Annotated in this window: 17 protein-coding genes and 1 other RNA gene; 8 read left to right on the top strand and 10 right to left on the bottom strand. The window is 64.5% G+C overall.

The window, feature by feature from the left end; all coding sequences use genetic code 11:
- Positions 1–56 precede the first annotated feature (56 nt).
- Positions 57–1904 (bottom strand): tetratricopeptide repeat protein, encoded by a 1848-nt coding sequence (locus tag F6X39_RS14675; protein WP_187617128.1) that lies wholly within the window; start codon positions 1902–1904, stop codon positions 57–59.
- Between the two features lie 211 nt (positions 1905–2115).
- On the opposite strand from F6X39_RS14675, the gene F6X39_RS14670 reads away from it, so the two are divergent.
- Positions 2116–3840, top strand: coding sequence for an FAD-dependent monooxygenase (locus F6X39_RS14670; RefSeq protein WP_187617127.1), 1725 nt, complete (start codon positions 2116–2118; stop codon positions 3838–3840).
- A gap of 86 nt (positions 3841–3926) precedes the next feature.
- Here the strand turns inward: F6X39_RS14670 and F6X39_RS14665 are convergent, their stop codons facing one another.
- From F6X39_RS14665 to F6X39_RS14650, 4 genes are read right to left on the bottom strand one after another with little or no spacing between them, the layout of a single operon-like run.
- Positions 3927–4187: a formate dehydrogenase subunit delta gene (locus F6X39_RS14665; RefSeq protein ID WP_187617126.1), complete on the bottom strand. Its 261-nt coding sequence runs from the start codon at positions 4185–4187 to the stop codon at positions 3927–3929.
- 8 nt (positions 4188–4195) lie between these two features.
- Positions 4196–7180 (bottom strand): formate dehydrogenase subunit alpha, encoded by a 2985-nt coding sequence (gene fdhF / locus F6X39_RS14660; protein ID WP_187617125.1) that lies wholly within the window; start codon positions 7178–7180, stop codon positions 4196–4198.
- A gap of 15 nt (positions 7181–7195) precedes the next feature.
- Positions 7196–8770, bottom strand: coding sequence for a formate dehydrogenase beta subunit (locus F6X39_RS14655; RefSeq protein WP_187617124.1), 1575 nt, complete (start codon positions 8768–8770; stop codon positions 7196–7198).
- Positions 8767–9252, bottom strand: coding sequence for an NAD(P)H-dependent oxidoreductase subunit E (locus F6X39_RS14650; RefSeq protein WP_184011028.1), 486 nt, complete (start codon positions 9250–9252; stop codon positions 8767–8769). The genes F6X39_RS14655 and F6X39_RS14650 overlap by 4 nt, the downstream gene beginning before the upstream one ends.
- Before the next feature lie 133 nt (positions 9253–9385).
- Between F6X39_RS14650 and F6X39_RS14645 the strand changes: the two genes are divergently transcribed.
- Positions 9386–10465, top strand: coding sequence for a substrate-binding domain-containing protein (locus F6X39_RS14645; RefSeq protein ID WP_187617123.1), 1080 nt, complete (start codon positions 9386–9388; stop codon positions 10463–10465).
- A gap of 130 nt (positions 10466–10595) precedes the next feature.
- Complete coding sequence (locus F6X39_RS14640) at positions 10596–10862, top strand: hypothetical protein (protein ID WP_184011032.1); 267 nt, start codon at positions 10596–10598, stop codon at positions 10860–10862.
- A 104-nt stretch (positions 10863–10966) separates the two neighbouring features.
- Here F6X39_RS14640 and F6X39_RS14635 read toward each other — a convergent pair whose 3' ends face one another.
- The 5 genes from F6X39_RS14635 to ompA all read right to left on the bottom strand — a co-directional run bounded on the left by F6X39_RS14635 (position 10967) and on the right by ompA (position 14326).
- On the bottom strand, positions 10967–11164 hold the full coding sequence (locus F6X39_RS14635) for a hypothetical protein (protein ID WP_316251688.1): 198 nt from the start codon (positions 11162–11164) through the stop codon (positions 10967–10969).
- Positions 11165–11475: 311 nt separating this feature from the next.
- Positions 11476–11845: a transfer-messenger RNA gene (ssrA, locus tag F6X39_RS14630) on the bottom strand.
- Positions 11846–11989: 144 nt separating this feature from the next.
- Complete coding sequence (gene gph / locus F6X39_RS14625; RefSeq protein WP_187617122.1) at positions 11990–12703, bottom strand: phosphoglycolate phosphatase; 714 nt, start codon at positions 12701–12703, stop codon at positions 11990–11992.
- A gap of 41 nt (positions 12704–12744) precedes the next feature.
- Positions 12745–13443: a bifunctional 2-polyprenyl-6-hydroxyphenol methylase/3-demethylubiquinol 3-O-methyltransferase UbiG gene (gene ubiG, locus F6X39_RS14620; protein WP_184027677.1), complete on the bottom strand. Its 699-nt coding sequence runs from the start codon at positions 13441–13443 to the stop codon at positions 12745–12747.
- A 235-nt stretch (positions 13444–13678) separates the two neighbouring features.
- Positions 13679–14326, bottom strand: a complete 648-nt coding sequence (gene ompA, locus F6X39_RS14615) for an outer membrane protein OmpA (protein WP_090801331.1) — start codon at positions 14324–14326, stop codon at positions 13679–13681.
- A gap of 475 nt (positions 14327–14801) precedes the next feature.
- On the opposite strand from ompA, the gene gyrA reads away from it, so the two are divergent.
- From gyrA to hisC, 5 genes are all read left to right on the top strand, one after another.
- Positions 14802–17432: a DNA gyrase subunit A gene (gyrA, locus tag F6X39_RS14610; RefSeq protein ID WP_187617121.1), complete on the top strand. Its 2631-nt coding sequence runs from the start codon at positions 14802–14804 to the stop codon at positions 17430–17432.
- Between the two features lie 124 nt (positions 17433–17556).
- Positions 17557–18162, top strand: coding sequence for a DUF2059 domain-containing protein (locus tag F6X39_RS14605; RefSeq protein ID WP_090801328.1), 606 nt, complete (start codon positions 17557–17559; stop codon positions 18160–18162).
- Between the two features lie 206 nt (positions 18163–18368).
- Positions 18369–19451 carry a 3-phosphoserine/phosphohydroxythreonine transaminase gene (serC, locus tag F6X39_RS14600; protein ID WP_184027687.1) on the top strand — a complete coding sequence of 361 codons (1083 nt, stop codon included), beginning with the start codon at positions 18369–18371 and terminating at the stop codon, positions 19449–19451.
- A gap of 63 nt (positions 19452–19514) precedes the next feature.
- On the top strand, positions 19515–20594 hold the full coding sequence (pheA, locus tag F6X39_RS14595) for a prephenate dehydratase (protein ID WP_018421374.1): 1080 nt from the start codon (positions 19515–19517) through the stop codon (positions 20592–20594).
- A gap of 81 nt (positions 20595–20675) precedes the next feature.
- A complete protein-coding gene (gene hisC / locus F6X39_RS14590) occupies positions 20676–21797 on the top strand; it encodes a histidinol-phosphate transaminase (protein WP_187617120.1) in 1122 nt (373 codons plus the stop codon).
- Positions 21798–21821 lie beyond the last annotated feature (24 nt).

Here is a 21821-nt window from a genome sequence, read left to right as displayed (position 1 = left end):
GAAAACAAAAGACCCCGCGCTAGCGGGGTCTTTTGTTTGCGGCGCGTGGTCTGTGGCTACCCGTGCCGCAATTCGTTAGCGACCACCTCGACGACTTCATCCCACACGCCCGGCCGCGGCTGACGCACGAGCGTCGCGCCGGGATACCACGGGCTGCGCGTGTCGCCGTCGAACCAGCGCCAGTCGGCGGCGAACGGCAGCATCAGCCACAGCGGCTTGCGCAGCGCGCCCGCGAGGTGCGCGATCGACGTGTCGATCGACACCACCGCGTCGAGCCGCTCGACGATCGCCGCGGTATCCGCGAAGTCGCCGATGCGGTGGTCGAAGCGATGGATCGCGGCCGCGCGCGGATGCGCGTCGAGCGCCGCGCGGTCGTCCTCGGACAGATCGGGTTGCAACACGATCCAGTCGATGCCATCCAGTGCGAACAGCGGCTCCAGCGCGGCGAGCGGCATCGTGCGGTTTTCGTTGCGCTGGATGCGCCCCGACCATGCGAGCCCGATCTTGCGCTTCGCCTGACCGCCGAGCGAGCCGCGCCATTTGCGGCCATAGGCCGGCGGCACGCTCAGATAGGGCGTGCGCGCGTCAATCGTGTCGTAGCGCGTGCCGAGCGCTAGCGGCAGGCTCAAGAGCGGAATCTGCAGATCGGCGGCGGGGCGCGGCTGGCCCTGCGCGATCAGCGAGACGCGCCATGCCTGCGCGACGGGCGCGAAGAGCGGCACCAACTGCGGCTGCACTTCCAGCACGACGCGCGCGGCGCGAAGCGCTGCGAGCGGTACGAAGCGCACGAACTGCAGCGTGTCGCCGAAACCCTGTTCGGCATGGATCAGCAGCGTGTATTTTTCGATCGACTCGCCGTGCCAGCGCGGCAACGTCTGGATCACCGGTTGCGCGACGGTTTGCAAGCGCCATTCGTATTCGGGCAGCCCGCGCTCGAAGTCGCGCATCGCGAGCCACGCGAGCGCACGGTTCATATGCGCGGACGCGAGATCCGGGCGCAGCCGCAACGCCTGATCGAGCGCGCGCACCGCGGCCGCGTGCGCGCCGAGCGCCTGGTGCGCGGTGCCGAGCGCAAGCCACGCGAGTGCGAATTGCGGATCGAGCCCGACCGCGCGCTCCAGATACGGCAGCGCCTGTTCGGCACGGCCGAGCGCCGCGAGCGCGTTGCCCATGCCATAGATCGCGGGCGGCAGGTTCGGCTGCAGACGCAGCGCCGCTTCAAATGACGCGACTGCCCGCGCATGGCGGCCGGTCGCATCGAACGTATTCGCGAGATTGAAATGCGCGGCGACGAAGCGCGGCTCGGCGGCGAGCGCGGCCTCGAAGCAGGGCACCGCCTCGTTCGGTCGATCGAGCGCGTTCAGCGACATGCCCATGTTGTTCAGCGCGCCCGCGTGACCGGGGCGCAGCTCGAGCGCGCGCCGGAACGACGCGATCGCGTCCGCGTGACGGCCGAGCGCGTGCAGCGCGTTGCCGAGATTGTTGTGCGACGACGCGTCGTTCGGCTGCAGGCGCAGCGAACGTTCGAACGCATCGGCGGCGTCTTCGTGACGGCCTTGCGACGCGTACGCGTTGCCGAGGTTGTAGTGCGCCATCGGGAAGGTCGGCGCGAGCGTCAGCGCGTTGCGGAACTGCTCGATCGCGGCGTCGATCTGGCCGAGCGCCTTCAGCGCATTGCCGAGGTTCAGCTGCAGCGCCGCGTCTTCGGGGCGCAGATCGACCGCGCGCCGCACCAGCGCCGCGGCTTCGGCGTGCTGGCCCTGCTGGTGGCGCAGCACGCCGAGCAGATGCAGCGCGTCGACGTGGCTGGGGTCGTGGTCGAGCGTGGCGCGGTAGCCGCGTTCGGCGTCGTCGAGGCGGCCGTCACGATGCGCCGCGAACGCGCGGTCAAATACAGGTTGCATGACGGGGAGGGCATTTGGATCAATCAGACTGAGGGCGCATTTTCCCATACTTGCGCAAGCGGCCCGGATTTGCGCGGAGCGTGAGTTCATGGGCAACGACGGATGGAACCCCCGCGCGACCCGTCTTGCCGACGCGCGATTGATGCAGCGCACCCGTGTGCGCAAGAGCGGCGGCGTACACTAGAACGCATTGTTGCCTCCGGAGTTCCGCATGGACGCTGCCGCCTACGACGCGTCGCCGGTGCTGATCGTCGGGGCCGGTCCCACCGGACTTGCCGCAGCGATGAGTCTCGCGCGCGCCCACATCCCCGTGCGCCTGATCGACAAGGCGCCCCAGCCGAACCCTTACTCGCGCGCGATCGGCATTCAGGCACGCACGCTCGAACTGCTCGAGCAGCATCGACTGATCGAACCGTTTCTCGAGCTCGGCCATCGCGCGCGCGTGGCGAATCTGTTTTCGAACGGCATGCGGCTTGCGCAGCTCGATTTCGACCCGTTGCACACGCGCTATCCCTATCTGCTGTTTCTCGACCAGTCGGTGACCGAGCGGCTCCTGACCGAGCATCTGGCGACGCTCGGCGTGAAGGTCGAACGCGGCGTCGAGCTCGTGGCGTTCATGCAAGGCTCCGCGAGCGTTCAGGCGACCTTGCGCCGCGCGGACGGCCGCACGGAAGCCATGCGCCCGTCGTATCTGATCGCGGCCGATGGCGCGCACAGTTCGATTCGCCATCGCCTCGACCTGAACTTCGAGGGCAAGACCTTCGACCAGACCTTTCTGCTCGCCGACCTGCATGCCGAAACCGACTGGCCCGACGACGAGTTCCATATCTTCGCGTCGGGCGATGGTCTCGTCGCGCTGTTTCCGATGGGCCACGGCCGCCATCGTCTGATCGCCGATCATGCGGTCGAGCCGTCCGGCAGCGCCGCGCCGCCGGACCCCGCGGTGCTCGGCGAGCCGCCGCTGGAGCGGGCGCCGGCGCCGTCGCTCGAACAATGCAAGGCGCTGATCGCGCGACGCGTGGGCGAGCGCGTCGACGTGTCGGAGCTGGCGTGGTCGGCGTACTTCCACGTGAACAGCCGGATGGTCGATCGGCTGCGCGTGGGCCGCATCTTCCTCGCCGGCGATGCCGCGCACGTACACAGCCCCGCGGCCGCACAAGGCATGAACACCGGCATCCAGGAAGCGCTCAATCTCGGCTGGAAGCTCGCGCGCGTGATCGGCGGCGCGGCGCCGGATCGCCTGCTCGACACGTATCACGCCGAGCGACATCCGATCGAGCGCGAGTTGCTGCGGCAGACCGGTTTCATCACGCAGATGGCCGAGGCCGATCACGGACCGATGAAGCTGCTGCGCGAGCGTGTGATGCCGGTGCTGGCCGCGTTCGGTCCGCTGCGCGATGCCGCACGCGCGACGATCAGCGAGCTGTCGATCCAATACCGGCGCAGTCCGCTGACGCTCGAACGCGTGCTCGACGGCGGCCCGCGCGCGGGCGAGCGCGCACCCGATGCGCTCGTGCACGTCGTCGACGGTCCGCTGGGGCGCGCGCCGGGCGTCGGCTGCATTTTCGATCTGCACGATCCGGCGTTCTTCTCGCTGTTTCTGCTGTTGCCGCCGCTGCCCGTCGATGGCACGCCGCTCGATCCCGCCGCGAAACATGCACCGCCGCCGGACCCCGAAGTAGAAAAGCTCGCCGCCGAGGTCGAGCGGTTGCTGCCGAACGCGGTGCGAATCTGGCGCGTCACCGATACGAGCGGCGACGGCGGCCCGGCGTTGTCCGAATCGTATGGGCGCACGCGGCCGTCGTTTTATCTGGTGCGGCCCGACGGCTACATCAGCGCGCGCGGACGCACCGGCTCGGACCTGCACGGTCTCGTACGGCACTGCGAAGCGTGGTTTACGGTTGGGGGAGAGATATCGGAACAGGCGACGTTGTGATTGGCGCCGCCTGTCGCGTGGCATGGGCACGAACGCGGCAGCGGATCGCGCCGCCGCGCCTGGTTGATTGGGGAAACCGACCGAGCCTAAGCCGCCGGCGCCTGGGCCGGCGCCGGCGTCAACTTCTCGCGATACCTGACGATCGCCTCGCGCGTGAAGTCCGATAGCGCGATGTCATATGTGTTCGGCGCTTCGTCGAGCGTCGCGAGCAGCGCGCGCCGCATGCGCGGCTCCCAGAAGCGGCGGATGTGTTCGGCGACGCCGGTCAGCGCTTCCTCGTGGTCGGGCATCGACTCGAAGAAGTCGCCGATCCGGTTCGCCATGTCGATCAGATTCCGATTGTCCATGGCTCGTCTCACTTGCCCGCGGTGACGGCCGCGGCCGCATTGGCCAGCTCGCGCTGCTTCAGCAGTTCGAGCTGTTCGCTATTGAAGCGCGAATAGTCCTTCTGCCATTGCGACGGCTGCTCGACCGGCATCACCTGCACCGCGGTCACCTTGTATTCGGGGCAGTTGGTCGCCCAGTCGGAGCTGTCGGTCGTGATCACGTTCGCGCCCGATTCGGGGAAGTGGAACGTCGTATAGACGACGCCCGGCTGCATCCGCTCCGTCACCTTCGCGCGCAACACGGTCTGCCCCGCGCGCGATTCGATGCCGACCCAGTCGCCGGTTTTGATGCCGCGTTCCTCGGCATCGTGCGGATGCAGTTCGAGCCGGTCTTCGTCATGCCAGCGCGAATTCTCGGTGCGGCGCGTCTGCGCGCCGACGTTGTACTGCGACAGAATGCGCCCGGTCGTCAGCAGCAACGGATACTTGCGCGTGACCTTCTCCGGCGATGCGATGAACTTCGTGATCACGAACCTGCCCTTGCCGCGCACGAAGGTGTCGACGTGCATCGTCGGCGTGCCGTCGGGCGCGTCCTCGTTGCATGGCCACTGGATGCTGCCCATTTCGTCGATCTTCTGGTACGACACGCCGTGGAAGGTCGGTGTGAGCCGCGCGATTTCGTCCATGATCTCGGACGGATGCGTGTAGTCCATCTCGTAGCCGAGCGCGCGCGACAGCAGCTGCGTGACTTCCCAGTCCGCGTAGCCGGCGAGCGGCGGCATCACCTTGCGCACGCGCGAGATGCGGCGCTCGGCATTGGTGAACGTGCCGTCCTTTTCGAGGAACGACGAGCCGGGCAGCAGCACGTGTGCATACTTGGCGGTCTCGTTCAGGAAGATGTCCTGCACGACGATGCATTCCATCGACGACAGCGCCGCCGCCACATGATGCGTGTTCGGGTCCGACTGCACGATGTCCTCGCCCTGGCAGTACAGACCTTTGAAACTGCCGTGCAGCGCGGCGTCGAACATGTTCGGAATGCGCAGGCCAGGTTCCGGTTGCAGTGTGACGGCCCAGGCGTTTTCGAACTGCGTGCGCACGAGCGGATCGCCGATGTGACGATAGCCGGGCAGCTCGTGCGGGAACGAGCCCATGTCGCACGAACCCTGCACGTTGTTCTGGCCGCGCAGCGGATTCACGCCGACACCTTCGCGGCCGATGTTGCCGGTCGCCATCGCCAGGTTCGCGATGCCGATCACCATCGTCGAGCCTTGCGCGTGTTCGGTGACGCCGAGGCCGTAGTAGATCGCGGCGTTGCCGGCGCTCGCGTAGCTGCGCGCGGCTTCGCGTACCTGTTGCGCGGGCACGCCGGTCGCCGCTTCGGTCGCTTCCGGCGAGTTCTCCGGCAGCGCGACGAAATCGCGCCACTGTTCGAACGCGCGGGTTTCGCAGCGCTCGGCGACGAACGCTTCGTCGACCAGGCCTTCGGTGACGATCACGTGCGCGAGCGCGTTGACGATCGCGACGTTGGTGCCGGGCCGCAATTGCAGATGGTGCGACGCTTTCACGTGCGGCGTATCGACGATGTCGATCCGCCGCGGATCGACGACGATCAGCTTCGCACCCTCGCGCACGCGCCGCTTCAGGCGCGAGGCGAACACCGGGTGGCCATCGGTCGGATTCGCGCCGATCACCATGATCACGTCGGCTTTGTCGACGGAGGCGAACGTCTGCGTGCCGGCCGATTCGCCGAGCGTCGTCTTCAGACCATAGCCGGTCGGCGAGTGGCAGACGCGCGCGCAGGTGTCGACGTTGTTGTTACCGAACGCGGCGCGCACGAGCTTCTGCACGAGGTAAGTCTCTTCGTTCGTGCAGCGCGACGACGTGATGCCGCCGATCGAATCGCGCCCATGCTTCGCCTGGATGCGACGGAATTCCGATGCCGCGTACGAGATCGCTTCGTCCCAGCTGACTTCGCGCCACGGGTCGGTGATCGTCGCGCGGATCATCGGCTTTTTGATGCGGTCCTTGTGCGTCGCGTAGCCCCACGCGAAGCGGCCCTTCACGCATGCATGGCCTTCGTTGGCCTGGCCGTTCTTGTACGGCACCATCCGCACGACCTGGTTGCCCTTCATCTCTGCCTTGAACGAGCAGCCGACGCCGCAATAGGCACAGGTGGTGACGACCGAGTGCTCGGGCTGGCCGAGCATCACGACGGTCTTTTCCTGCAAGGTCGCGGTCGGGCACGCGGCCACGCAGGCGCCGCACGACACGCACTCCGATTCCATGAACGGCTGGTTCTCGCTGGCCGCGACGCGAGATTCGAAGCCGCGTCCGGTGATCGTCAGCGCGAACGTGCCCTGGGTTTCCTCGCACGCGCGCACGCAGCGATTGCAGACGATGCACTTCGCCGGGTCGTACGTGAAGTACGGATTCGATTCGTCCTTCTGGTCCTTCAGATGATTCGCGCCGTCGAAGCCGTAGCGCACTTCGCGCAGGCCGGTCACGCCCGCCATGTCCTGCAGTTCGCAGTCGCCGTTGGCGGGGCAGGTCAGGCAATCGAGCGGATGGTCGGAGATGTACAGCTCCATCACGTTGCGACGCAGCGACTGCAGACGGTCGGTCTGCGTGCGCACCTTCATGCCGGCTTCGACCGGCGTCGTGCACGAGGCCGGATAGCCGCGCCGTCCTTCGATTTCGACCAGACACAGGCGGCATGAGCCAAACGGTTCGAGCGAATCGGTCGCGCACAGCTTCGGCACGTTGACGCCAGCTTCAGCCGCCGCGCGCATCACCGACGTGCCCGCCGGTACGGTCACCGCCTGGCCGTCGATTTCGAGCGTCACGTCGACGTCCGAGTGACGGGCGGGGGTGCCGTAGTCGGTGTCGTCGGCGAACGCGTTGGCGGCGCGTGCCTGGGCTTGCGACTTGCACGCGCAGTTGCCTGAGCCGCAGCCGCCCCCCAGGGGGACTTCCTTCGGGGCGCCGGCAGGGGAGTTGAACTGGTCGGACATGGTGAACTCCTGGAGTCAGGCCGCGGCCGCTTTGGTGGCGTGCTCGGCAGTGGGATCGGCGGCGAGACCGAAGTCTTCAGGGAAATGATCGAGCGCGGACAGCACCGGATACGGCGTCATGCCACCCATCGCGCACAGCGAGCCGGCTACCATCGTGTCGCACAGATCGCGCAGCAATTGCACTTGACGCGTCGACGTGTCGCCGTTGCGAATCCGCGCGATCACCTCGACGCCGCGCGTCGAGCCGATCCGGCACGGTGTGCATTTGCCGCACGATTCGAGCGCGCAGAAGTGCATCGCGTATTGCGCGAGTTCGGCAAGGTTCGAGGTGTCGTCATGCACGACGAGACCGCCGTGGCCGATCACCGCGCCGATCGCCGCATACGCCTCGTAGTCCATCGGAATGTCCCACTGGCTTGGCGGCAGATAGGTGCCGAGCGGACCGCCGACCTGCACCGCGCGCGCCGGCCGGCCGCTCGCGGTGCCGCCGCCGAAGTCGTCGAGCAGTTGGCGCAATGTCACGCCGAACGCGAGTTCGACGAGGCCGCCTCGCTTGATGTTGCCGGCCAGTTGGAACGGCAGCGTGCCACGCGAGCGGCCCATGCCGAAGTCTTTATAGAACGCGGCGCCGCGCGCGAAGATGATCGGCACGGTGGCGAGCGTGATCGCGTTGTTGATCACGGTGGGCTGGCCATAGAGACCCACGAGTGCGGGCACCGGCGGCTTGGCGCGGACGATGCCGCGCTTGCCTTCGAGCGATTCCAGCATCGCGGTTTCCTCGCCGCACACATACGAGCCCGCGCCTTTCGCGACGAACAGCTCGAAACGCTGCCCGCTCGAGAGCACGCTGTCGCCGAGCCAGCCGGCTGTGCGCGCACGGGCGATGGCAGCTTCGAGCGTCGCGATCGAGTGCGGGTATTCGCTGCGCACATAGATGTAGCCGACGGTCGCGCCGGTCACGACGCCGGCGATGATCATGCCTTCGATGAGCACGTACGGATCGCTTTCCATCACGAGACGATCGGAGAAGGTGCCGGAATCGCCTTCGTCGGCATTGCAGACGACGTACTTCTGCGCGGCTTTCGCGCCGCGCACCGTGCGCCACTTGATGCCGGCCGGAAAGGCCGCGCCGCCGCGGCCGCGCAGACCGGATTCGATCAGCGCTTCGCAGGCGGCATCGGCGTCGGTTTGCAGGGCGTTGCGTAGGCCTTCGAGGCCGCCGTGCGCGACGTAATCGTCGATGGACAGCGGGTCGGTGATGCCGATCCGCGCGAAGGTCAGGCGCTGCTGCTTCTTCAGATACGGAATCTCGTCGACCACGCCGACGCGCCGCGCATGCTCGCCGCCGCCGACGAAGCCCGCGTCGAACAACGCGGCGACGTCTTCCACGTCGACATTCGCATAGCCGATGCGGCCTTCGGGCGTCGCAACTTCGACGAGCGGTTCGAGCCACAGCAACCCGCGCGAACCGTTGCGGATCAGTTCGATCGCAATGTCGCGGCGCGCGGCTTCGCTGGCGATGGCTTCGGCCAGCGCATCGGCGCCGAGCGCGAGCGCCGAGGAATCTCGCGGAACATAGATGCGCGTCATGCCGGCACCTCCACGCATTTGCGGGCAGCGGCGAACAGTGCGTCGAATTTTTGCGGCGACACGCGCGCGTGCAGCGTGCCGTTGAGCATCATCGCCGGCGACAGCGCGCATTGGCCGAGGCAGTACACCGATTCGAGTTCCACCGTTGCGCCGTCATGGTGACCGGCGTCGAAGCGGCATCCGGTGTGCGCCTCGATGTGCTGGGCAAGCGCCTCGGTGCCCATGCTGCGGCACGCTTCGGCGCGGCACAGCTGCACCGTGACGGGCGCGGCGGGTGAGGTGCGAAAGTGATGGTAGTAAGTGATGACGCCGTGCACTTCCGCTCGCGACAGGTTCAGCGCGCGGGCGAGCGGTCCGACCGCCGCGGGTGGCACAAAGCCGAGTTCGTCCTGGATCGCGTGCAGGATCGTGATGAGTGTGCGGCCCGGCTGCGCGTGACGTTGCACGAGCTGATCCGGCGCCGTGGCGAGAGAATCGTCCAAAGGGGGCTCCTCCGAAGCAATATATGCACTTGTTATTCATAATGCATGCACGTATGCTTCGCTTATTCGATACGGTATAGCCGAAAGATAGGCGGGCCGACCGGCGCGCGCAATAGGAAACAGTCAAACATATATGGTCAGGATCGAATGTCAGGTCGAGCTGGTGGTGAAGGGCGCGGACGGTCGCGAGGCCAGCCTGTCTGACGTGGTGCCGCTGCTCGCGCTCGTCGATGAATCTGGCAGCATTGCGCAGGCCGCGGCGCTTAAGGGTTTGTCCTATCGGCATGCATGGGGCTTGCTGCGCAGCATCGAGGAGCGGTTTGGTGGTCCTTTGATTGCGAAAGAGCGTGGGCGCGGCTCGGTGTTGTCCGAGCTCGGTCACGCGGTGCTGCGCGGGCAGCGGCTCTGCGGCGAGCGGCTCGACGGCAATTTGCAGGCGCTCGCGAGCGAAGTGGCGAGCGATCTGAACCGCTGGCTTGCGCCCCCCGCCGATGACGTGCGCATCCACGCGTCGCACGGTTACGCGGTGGCCGCGCTTGTGACGGTGCTGGTCGCCAACGATCTGCCGGTCGAGATCAAGTACCGCGACAGCGCCGAGGCGGTCAGTGCGCTCGCGCGCGGCGAGTGCGATCTGGCGGGCTTTCATCTGCCGCTCGGCGAGTTCCGCGCGGTGTGCGCCGATACCTACCGGCGCTGGCTCGATCCGCAACGTCATGTGCTCGTGCATCTGACCCGACGCAAGCAGGGTCTGTTCGTCGGCAAGGGCAATCCGAAGCGGATCGGCGGGCTCGGCGATCTGGCGCGCGACGACATCCGTTTCGTCAACCGCCAGCCGGGCTCGGGTACGCGGATGCTGCTCGATCTCGCGCTGCGACAGGTCGGTGTGGACCCGGACCGCGTCAACGGCTATGCGTCGACCGAGCTGACGCACTCGGCGATCGCGGCGTTCGTCGCGAGCGGCATGGTGGACATAGGCTTCGGCGTCGAACCGGCCGCGCATCATTTCGGGCTCGACTTCATTCCGATCGTCGACGAGGACTATTACTTCGCGTGCGATCGCGCGCACCTCTCTCGCGCGCCGCTCGCGACGGTGATCAACCTGTTGCGCGGCAGCGCGTTTCACCAACGCGTCGAGCAGCTCGCTGGCTACGATCCGTGCGACTGCGGCAGGCTCGTCGATCTGGACGAGGGGCTCGGCGGCGCGCTCGCGTAACGGCGGAGTAAGAGCCTGTAACCAGAAAAGCGGTGGCGCTCGGCGTGCGCGGCTGCGCAGCGCGCCGGTTTCGGCTACTCTCTTGGCTTCGTATCCGCCTTTACCGCGCGCCAAGCTGCGCTGAACCGACATGAAAGCTCTTCTCCATGCATGTGCCGCCGCTGCCGCGGCTGGTGTGCTCTGTGCCACCGTCTCCGTTGCTTACGCGCAAAATTCGCCTGGCGTGCCGGGTGGCATCCTGACCGACGAATTCCGCATTAACGAGCATCCGCAGATGCCATTCGCCGCGTCAGCCCCGTCGGACAAGTATCAGCACGGCCAACGTTCGCAGGCGCGCAAGCGCGGCGACATGGGCGATCCGAATGGCTGCAATCTGCAGTGCCCGAAAGACGAATAAGAATTGGCTCGGGCTTCGAGGTTTGACGCAACGCCGGCCCTTGGGTCGGCGTTGTGCTTTGTGGTGGGGGCGATGGCGGCCCAGTTGCCGGCTGGAGTGACTTCTTATGGCCTGGCGATGTGCCAGATTGCCTTGAAACCGTCCCCCTTTGCATCGCCCGACGGCTTGTCGGTCGGCGCCGCCGTGGCCGCCGGCCAGTTGCTCATGCAGCCGCCGGTGCAGGCGCTGACGCCGGGCCTGGTGTCCTTGTCGAACGTGTAGAGCGTCATGCCGTCAGCGGTGACGAAGCGGCCGTCGGACAGTTTGGGCGGATCGGCAAAGGCACCGGGCGTGTAGCACGGCGAGTGCGAGCGGGGCCAGCAGAGCGATGGTCTTGCGCATGACGCAGGCTCCTGTTTTGGCGACGTGGTTGACGAGTGACGACTCGCTTCGAGCTACGAGTATAGGCAGCGGCCGCGGATTTACCGGGGCGTGTTGTGCGTCCCCGCTGAGTGAAGGGGAGATGTGTGGCCGGCCCGCAAAGCGTCGCGGACGGTGCCGAAAATAAAAAACCCCGGCAGCGTTACGCTACCGGGGTTTTTTGGGGCCGTTCATCGCGAACGTTCCAGGTATTTGGTGGAGGCGGCGGGAATCGAACCCGCGTCCAGAAGTCCTCTACGACCAGTTCTACATGTTTAGTTCTGTCTTTTGATTTAACCGCAGCGACGCGGACGAACACGCTGCGCTACGGCGATTCACTAAATTTTCGACCCGGACGTCGTGACGCCGCCAAGGCTTAACTGACGTATATGACCTCTGTCGGTATTGCTACCGGTCTTGCGACACTAGCCCGTCAGTGAACTAGGCAGAGGACGGCGGCCCTTAGGCTGCCAGTGCGAACGTATCGTCGTTTGCAGTTACGTTTTTCCCATTGATTAACGAGGTGACGGGTCCTCGACATGCCCTAGCCGCTTCGCAACCCCTGTCGAAACCAGGTCGCCCCCGCGGTTCGTTGCTCACATATGTGAGCCAAAGGAGATTTTACAATAGATCGAGGGCCGCGTCGTGCGTCTTTGGTGGCCGCTGAATGGTGCAACATGGTTAACAACAGTGCGGGACGGGACCTTCAGCCGATCTGTCTGACTTTGTCAGCCGATGTCGCGCAGCAGGGTTTGCAACTCGGCCGTCGATTCTACGACGTGTTGCGCGTGCCACCGTGTCGGCGGAATGTCGTTGCCGCAATAGCCGTACGCCGCGGCGACGGTCTTCATGCCGGCGGCAAAACCGGCCTGCACGTCGCGCAGATCGTCGCCGATATAGACGACGCGCTCCGGCGCGATGTCCAGTTCACGCGCCGCGTGCAGCAACGGCGCGGGGTGCGGCTTCGAATGCGGGGTCGTGTCGCCGCTCACCACGCAGCCGGCGCGCTCCTCGAGCCCGAGTTGCGCGACGAGCGGCTCGGTAAGCCGCGCGACCTTGTTCGTGACGATGCCCCAGCGCACGCCGCGCGCGTCGAGTTCGTCGAGCACTTCCGCGATACCCGGAAAGAGCGTCGTCTCGATGCACAGATCTGCTTCGTAGTTCGCGAGAAACTCCTCGCGCATCGATGCGAATTCGTGATGATCGGGCCCGATGCCGAACGCCCCGCAGATCAGTCCGCGCGCTCCGGCTGAAGCCAGCGGTCGCAGCTTCTCGAGCGGCACCATCTCGAGCCCCCGGTCGTGGCGCATCTTGTTGACGGCGGCCGCGAGGTCGGGCGCCGTGTCGGCAAGCGTGCCGTCGAGGTCGAAAAGCACGGCGAGGCAAAAGCCAAGCGCGTCGTCGTTGTCTTCGCGTTGCGGCAGGGGAGTCGGGTCGCTCATTGTTCGTTTCGGATACGGCGGATCGGGGCGGTTCGGGCAATTCAGGCGTCGCGGCGACAGGCGAGCATATAGTTGACGCTCGTGTCGGACGACAGCGCGAAAAGCTTGCTGAGCGGGTTGTACACGATGCCCTTGATGTCCGCCGTGCGCAGCTCGGCGGCGCGCACGAAGCCGGCGAGCTCCGACGGGCGGATGAAGCGCGCGTAGTCGTGCGTGCCCATCGGCAGCATTCGCGCGATGTATTCGGCGCCGATCACCGCGAACAGATACGACTTGACATTGCGGTTCAGCGTGGAGAAAAACACCCAGCCGCCCGGCTTCACGAGATTCTTGCAGGCCTCGACGATCGCGGCCGGCCTGGGCACGTGCTCGAGCATTTCCATGCAGGTGACCACGTCATAGGTGCCCGGTTCGCGTGCGGCCAGCGCCTCAGCCGCGATTTCTTCGTAATCGACGGTTACGCCGCTTTCAAGACTGTGAAGATCGGCGACACCGAGTGCCTGCGTCGACAGATCGATGCCCTTCACATGAGCGCCCAAACCTGCCATCGATTCCGACAGGATGCCGCCGCCGCAGCCGATATCGAGCACCTTTTTGCCGGCGAGATGGGCGTGGGCGTCGATCCAGCTTAGACGAATCGGATTCAGTTCGTGCAGCGGCTTGAATTCGGCGTTCGGGTCCCACCAACGATGCGCGAGGTCGCTGAATTTCTGTAGTTCGTGAGGATCGGCGTTGGTCATGGTGAAGGCTGCCTCGATGAAAGCGGTGAGCGGACGCTCGAGGATAAACCCTGAGTATATAGGGCGAGAGAAAGAGCGGCAAAAGCGCGTCGGGTAGCGGGCGCTGATGCAAGCTGCGAGCCGCTGGTAGCTGAGCGGGGCCCTCCTGCGTCGCGCATCACGCCAGGCCGCGGTACCCGCGCATAAAAAAAGCCCCGCCGAAGCGGGGCTTTCGATACTGCGGTAATTTTCCAGCTTACTGCTTCGGCGTACCGACAACTTCGACTTCCACGCGGCGGTCCGGTGCGAGGCAGGCGATGAGTTGCTTGCGGTTCTTCTGGTTGCAACCGGTGGTAACCGGGTTGCGCGGACCCTTGCCTTCCGTGTAGATACGGTTGGCTTCGACGCCCTTGCTGACCAGGAAGGCCTTCACAGCTTGAGCACGACGCAGCGACAGACGGTCGTTGTAGGCGACGGAACCGATACGGTCGGTGTGGCCCGTAGCGACGACGACTTCGAGGTTGATGCCTTGGATCTTCGATGCCAGTTCGCTCAGACGTTCCTTGCCGGCCGGCTTCAGGATTGCCTTGTCGAAGTCGAACAGCGCATCAGCTTGATACGTAATCTTTTCGCTGGAGATAGCCGGAGGCGGAGGGACCGGTGCCGGCGGGGTCGGAGCCTGAGCAACCAGAGCGCCGTCGCACTTGGCGTTAGCCGTTGCGGGCGTCCAGAATGCATCGCGCCAGCAAAGCTCGTTCGTGCCGTTCATCCACACGTATTCGCCAGTACCATTCACCCAGTTGTCGTTGGTAGCTTGTCGCGACGCCGGCACCGACTGCGCCATGGCGGATGCAGCCATAACTGCGGTAGCTGCAATGAACGCGAGCTTTGAAAGTTTATTCATATTTCTCCTCTCGAAATTGAGATTACCGCAGGTTTACTGCGAGCCTGTTGACGAAGACCAGTCATACATTGCTCGAAGTATAACATTGGTGCGGAACAAAAACCGTCTGTGTAGACTTCGAGCAGTGTCTGACTCTTTGTGCGTTGGCATTTTGCCATATCGTTCCCTTCCGACGAAAAAAAAATCCGCCCCCGATCAAATCCCCCTCCAATTGTGGTGCATGCGCAACAAATGTTTTCGTCTGAGCGGTCCGCCGGCTCTGGCTGAGCGGCGAATTGGTCCCACGCAGGAATCGAGCCTGACGAGACTGAAATTGTGTGATCGGCGAGGTGTTGGCGGGTGCCCCTCTAATATGTATACGTACCTTCGTCGGGCGTGGATTCGTGGCATGTTAGAATCGCGTGATGCGTTGCGCCTGCAATGCTTACGCGAAGAAGCGGCGAAACCCCGCCTTCGCACGTAAAAGATACGGATAATGGATCAATTCGCCAAAGAGACTCTGCCAATCTCCCTTGAGGAGGAAATGCGCCGTTCGTATCTCGATTACGCGATGAGCGTGATCGTAGGGCGAGCGCTTCCCGATGTCCGCGATGGCCTGAAGCCGGTGCACCGGCGCGTGCTGTACGCGATGCACGAACTGAACAACGACTGGAACCGCGCCTACAAGAAGTCGGCGCGTATCGTCGGCGACGTCATCGGTAAATACCATCCGCACGGCGACACCGCTGTATACGACACGATCGTACGGATGGCGCAGGACTTCTCGCTGCGCTACATGCTCGTCGACGGCCAGGGGAACTTCGGTTCCGTCGACGGCGACAACGCCGCGGCGATGCGTTACACCGAAATCCGCATGGCGAAGATCGGCCACGAACTGCTGGCCGACATCGACAAGGAAACGGTCGACTTCGTGCCGAACTACGACGGCAGCGAGAACGAGCCGGCCATCCTGCCCGCGCGCATCCCTAATCTGCTTATCAATGGCTCGTCCGGCATCGCGGTCGGCATGGCGACCAATATCCCGCCGCACAACCTCAATGAAGTCGTCGACGCGTGTCAGCATCTGCTGAAAAACCCGGAAGCGACGATCGACGAGCTGATCGAGATCATCCCCGCGCCCGACTTCCCGACCGCCGGCATCATCTACGGCGTGGCCGGCGTGCGCGACGGCTATCGCACCGGCCGCGGCCGCGTCGTGATGCGCGCGCTGACGCACTTCGAGGAAATCGACCGTGGCCAGCGCATGGCGATCATTGTCGACGAGCTGCCCTATCAGGTGAACAAGCGCTCGCTGCTCGAGCGCATCGCCGAGCTCGTCAACGAGAAGAAGCTCGAAGGCATTTCCGACATCCGCGACGAATCCGACAAGAGCGGGATGCGCGTCGTGATCGAGCTGAAGCGCGGCGAAGTGCCCGAGGTCGTGCTGAACAATCTGTACAAGGCGACCCAGCTTCAGGACACGTTCGGTATGAACATGGTCGCGCTCGTCGACGGCCAGCCGAAGCTCCTGAATCTGAAGGAAATGCTGACGTGCTTCCTGTCGCATCGCCGGGAAGTGCTGACGCGGCGCACCGTCTACGAACTGCGCAAGGCGCGCGAACGTGGTCACGTGCTCGAAGGTCTCGCGGTTGCGCTCGCGAACATCGACGAATTCATCGCGCTCATCAAGGCCGCGCCGACACCGCCGATCGCCAAGCAGGAACTGATGTCGCGCGCGTGGGATTCGTCGCTCGTGCGCGATATGCTGTCACGCGCAGAGTCGGAAAACGGGTCGGCGGGCGGTCGCGAAGCTTATCGTCCGGAGGGACTGAACCCGTCGTTCGGCATGCAGACCGACGGCCTTTACCGTCTGTCCGATACGCAGGCGCAGGAAATCCTGCAGATGCGCCTGCAGCGACTGACCGGTCTCGAGCAAGACAAGATCATCGGCGAATACCGCGACGTGATGGCGCAGATCGCTGACCTGCTGGACATTCTCGCTCGCCCGGAACGCATTTCGGCAATCATCGTCGACGAACTCACGTCCATCAAGGCCGAATTCGGCGATGCGCGTCGCTCGAAGATCGAATTGAACGCGACCGAGCTGAACACCGAAGACCTGATCACGCCGCAGGAAATGGTCGTGACGATGTCGCACGCGGGCTACGTGAAATCGCAACCGTTGTCCGAATATCGAGCCCAGAAGCGCGGTGGTCGTGGCAAGCAGGCCACTTCCATGAAGGAAGACGACTGGATCGACACGCTGTTCATTGCCAATACGCACGACCACATCCTGTGCTTCTCGAACCGCGGCCGTGTGTACTGGGTCAAGGTCTACGAAGTGCCGCAGGGTTCGCGCAATTCGCGCGGCCGGCCGATCGTCAATATGTTCCCGCTGCAAGAAGGCGAAAAGATCACGGTCGTGCTGCCGGTCAAGGAGTTCTCGGCCGACAAGTTCGTGTTCATGGCGACCGCGTTGGGAACGGTAAAAAAGACGCCGCTGGAAGCATTTAGCCGGCCGTTGCGCAAGGGTATTATTGCGGTCGGTCTCGATGAGGGCGATTACCTGATCGGCGCCGCGATCACCGACGGCCAGCACGACGTGATGCTGTTCTCGGATTCGGGCAAGGCAGTGCGCTTCGACGAAAACGACGTGCGTCCGATGGGCCGCGAGGCGCGCGGCGTGCGCGGCATGCAACTCGAGGACGGCCAGAACGTGATCGCGTTGCTGGTGGCCGGCGACGAGCAGCAGTCGGTGCTCACCGCAACCGAGAACGGCTACGGCAAGCGCACCCCAATCAGCGAGTACACGCGTCACGGCCGCGGCACGAAGGGCATGATCGCAATCCAGACGTCGGAGCGTAACGGCAAGGTCGTTGCCGCGACGCTCGTGGACCCGGAAGCGCAGATCATGCTGATTACCACGACGGGCGTGCTGATTCGCACGCGCGTGTCGGAAATTCGCGAAATGGGACGCGCAACGCAAGGTGTTACACTCATCAGCCTTGACGAAGGGACCAAGCTGTCCGGTCTGCAACAGGTAGCGGAGGCCGAGGGCGAGTCGGAAAGCGATTCCGACGGCTCCGCTGAAGGTGATAACGGCGGTGAGGGCGGCGGCGCGGCTTGATCCGTGCCAGCGGCTTTCAGTCTCAGTTAATACGTTGAAGCTACGCTGCGGGTCACCGCGTATCGGGCCGGTACGCTTTCCCGTGTGGCGTGCAGTTCAAGTTAATTTCTCTTAGGGAGTAGTGATGCAAAAACGATTCAAACAACTGATGTTGCTGGCTGCCATCGTGCCGACCTTCGCCATGGCTCAAGCGCTGCAGAACCAGGCGCCTGCGGCTCCGGCTGCCGCAGCAGCACCGGTTGATCCGGCCAAGCAAGCTGCCATCAAGGAGCTGCTCGACGCCATCGATGCGCAGAAGCTGGTTGGCGCAATCGGCAACAGCGCGCAGATGCAGGCCAAGCAGCTCGTTCCGGCAATCCTGTCGGACGCGCTGACCGAGAACAAGACGATGACGGACAAGCAGAAGCAAGCCGCCGTGCCGACGCTGCAAAAGAACGCGGTGCCGAAGCTGGTGGACAGCGCGGGCCAGGTGTTCGCGACCGACTCTTTCCGTCAGGACGCGATGCAATCTCAGTACGACGCGTACGCGAAGTACTACAGCACGTCGGAAATCAAGGATCTGACCACGTTCTACAAGAGCCCGACCGGTCGCAAGTTCATCCAGGTGCAAGACCAGGTTGGCCGCGACGTCGTGAACGGTCTGATGCAGAAGTACATGCCGGAATCGATCAAGGCAACGCGTGAGCAGGCCGACAAGGAAGTCGCATCGGTCAAGCCGGCTGCCAAGTAAATTCCGCTCGCAGGCTGCGCTGATCAGCCGGCCTGTCGTCGCGCCCGCTGGGCCACCCGGCGTGGCGGGTTGGCGGCGACAATGCGATAATGGCCGTTTGCGCACTGGCGCAGACGGCCATTTTCTTTTTCGGCGAGCCATTTCGCTGTTCTTTTCGCCGATTCCCGCGCGACTTCGTTATTTCGCACCCGCTTCCAGGACCTCACATGCGCGTCTTTAATTTCTCTGCCGGCCCGGCGGCCATGCCCGAAGAAGTGCTGCGCCAGGCAGCCGACGAGATGCTGAATTGGCAAGGCAGTGGTATGAGCGTGATGGAAATGAGCCATCGCGGCAAGGAATTCATGTTGATCCACGAGGAAGCGCTGACCGATCTGCGCGAGTTGCTGCAGGTGCCGGCAAGCCACCGCATCCTGTTTCTGCAGGGCGGCGGACTCGGCGAAAACGCGATCGTGCCGATGAACCTGCTCGGCTCGAAACCGCGCGCGGATTTCGTCATCACCGGCTCGTGGTCGGAGAAATCGTTCAAGGAAGCGCAGAAATACGGCAGCGTGCATCTCGCCGCGACCGGCAAGACAGCCGAGGGCTTCACCCGCGCGCCGGCGCGCTCTGAATGGCAGCTGTCGGACGATCCGGCTTACGTGCACTTGTGCACCAACGAGACCATTCACGGCGTCGAAACGTTCGAGATTCCCGACCTCGGCGATACTCCGCTCGTCGCGGACGCGTCGTCGCATATCCTGTCGCGCCCGATGGACATCGCCAAATACGGCGTGCTGTTCGGCGGTGCGCAGAAGAACATCGGCATGGCCGGCGTGACGGTCGTGATCGTGCGTGAGGACATGCTCGATCGCGCGATGCCGATCTGCCCGTCGGCGTTCGAATGGAAGACCGTCGCCGAGAACAATTCGATGTACAACACTCCGCCCACCTACGCGATCTATATCGCCGGGCTCGTGTTCAAGTGGTTGAAGAAGCAGGGCGGCCTCCTGGCGATGGAGGCACGCAACCTCGAAAAATCGAAGCTGCTGTACGACACGATCGACTCGAGCAGCTTCTATCTGAACAAGGTCGAGCGTGGCTCGCGCTCCCGGATGAACGTACCGTTCTTTCTCGTCGACGAGTCGCGCAACGAAGATTTCCTGTCCGGCGCGAAAGCGCGGGGATTGGTGCAGCTAAAGGGCCACAAGTCCGTCGGCGGCATGCGGGCGTCGATTTATAACGCCGTCCCGCTCGAAGGCGTCAAAGCGCTTGTCGAATACATGAAGGAATTCGAACAGCGCAGTGCCTGAGTCACACTGACCGGCAGGCGTGCGCATCTTTTCCAGCAGTTACCCGGCAAAGCCGTTTTACGCATGGACGACGAACTCAATACACGACTCAAACCTCTGCGCGATCGCATCGACGCGCTCGACGCGCAGCTGATCGCGCTCCTGAACCAGCGCGCGTCGGTCGCGCTCGAAGTCGGGGAGGTCAAGAAGCATTTCAACGCACCGGTGTTCCGACCCGAGCGCGAGATGCAGGTGATCGCGCGCCTGCAGGAGATGAGCGCGGGGCCGCTTGCGGACGAACACATCAGCGCGATCTGGCGCGAGATCATGGCCGCAAGCCGCGCGCTCGAAAAGACCATCAAGGCCGCGTACCTCGGGCCCGTCGGCACCTATAGCGAACAGGCGATGCATGAGTACTTCGGTCAGTCGATCGAAGGGCTGCCGTGCCCGTCGATCGATGAAGTGTTCCGCTCCGTCGAGGCGGGCGCCGCCGACTACGGCGTCGTGCCGGTCGAGAATTCGACCGAAGGCGCGGTGTCGCGCACGCTGGATCTGCTGCTGCAAACGCAGCTGACCATCGGCGGCGAACTCGCATTGCCGATTCATCACAACCTGCTCACGCAAAACGGGCTCGCCGGCGTCACGCGCGTGTGCGCGCACGCCCAGGCGCTCGCGCAGTGCCAGCGCTGGCTGTCGACCAACGCGCCGCATCTCGAGCGCCAGGCGGTGTCGAGCAACGCGGAAGCTGCACGGATGGCAGCCGAAGATCCGACCGTCGCGGCCATCGCCGGCGACCGCGCCGCGATCCACTACGGCCTGCAGGTCACCAACGCGCTGATCCAGGACGATCCGCACAACCGCACACGCTTCGTGATGATCGGCAAGCAGCCGACCGGTCCGAGCGGCTACGACCAGACCTCGCTGATTGTGTCGGTCGTGAACGAACCGGGTGCGATGGTCAAGCTGCTCGAGCCGCTGGCGCGCCACGGCGTGTCGATGACGCGTTTCGAATCGCGCCCGGCGCGCGTCGGCACGTGGGAGTACTACTTCTATATCGACGTCGAAGGCCATCGCGACGACCCGGCCGTGGCCGCCGCGCTCGCCGGGCTCGGCGAGAAGGCCGCGTTCCTGAAAATACTCGGCTCGTATCCGCGCGCCCGGTAAGGGCTGGCAGCGCAGTCCGGGCGGCGCCAAGTGCACTGCCCGAACGCATATTTCACTATCCATCGTCGTTCGGAGATTTTCATGACAGCGTCTTTCGGCCCTTCCTATGTGCGTGCGATCGCGCCGTACATCGCCGGCAAGCCGATTTCGGAAGTGGCCCGCGAGTTTGGTCTCGACGAGGCGAGCATCGTGAAGCTGGCATCGAACGAGAATCCGCTCGGCATGCCGGAATCCGCGCAGCGCGCGATGGCGCAGGCGATCGCCGACCTCGGCCGCTATCCGGACTCGAACGGTTTCGAACTGAAGGCGGCACTCGCCGCGCGCTACGGCGTGCCGGCCGAGTGGATCACGCTCGGCAACGGCAGCAATGACATCCTCGAACTCGCCGCGCACGCGTTCGTCGAGAAGGGCCAGGCGGTAGTGTTCTCGGAGTATTCGTTCGCGGTCTATGCGCTCGCAACGCAAGGCGTCGGCGCGCGCGCGATCGTCGTGCCGGCCGTGCACTATGGTCACGACCTCGACGCGATGCTTGCCGCGATCGACGACGACACGCGTCTCGTGTTCGTCGCCAATCCGAACAATCCGACCGGTACGTTCGTCGACGGTCCGACGCTCGAGGCGTTTCTCGGCAAAGTGCCGCGCCATGTGGTCGTCGTGCTCGACGAGGCGTACACCGAGTATCTGTCGGCGGACAAGCGCTATAACTCGATCGACTGGGTGCGCCGCTATCCGAACCTGCTGGTGTCGCGCACTTTCTCGAAGGCGTTCGGCCTGGCGGGCCTGCGTATTGGCTTCGCGATCGCGCAGCCCAGCTTGACCGATCTGCTGAATCGACTGCGTCAGCCGTTTAACGTCAATACGCTCGCGCAGGCCGCGGCGATTGCGGCACTGAGCGACAGCGCATTTCTGGAAAAGAGCGCAGCGCTGAACGCGCAGGGCTATAAGCTTCTGACCGAGGCGTTCGACAAGCTCGGTCTCGAATACGTGCCATCCGAAGGTAACTTCGTGCTCGTGCGCGTCGGCGGTGACGACGAAGCCGGCGCCCGGGTGAATCTCGCGCTGCTGAAACAGGCTGTGATCGTGCGACCGGTCGGCAACTACGGTTTGCCGCAGTGGCTACGCATCACGATCGGCCTGCCGGAGGAAAACGGAGCGTTCCTCGCGGCGCTCGAAAAGACGCTTGCCGAGCCTGCCGCTGCGTAAGCATTGCTCCTTGATCCCGCGCGC

Origin of the sequence: Paraburkholderia sp. UCT2, assembly GCF_014397665.1 — a bacterium.
GTDB lineage: Bacteria > Pseudomonadota > Gammaproteobacteria > Burkholderiales > Burkholderiaceae > Paraburkholderia > Paraburkholderia tuberum.
The sequence above is the reverse complement of the archived record's forward strand: the minus strand, read 5'-3'. Positions and strand labels throughout refer to the sequence as shown.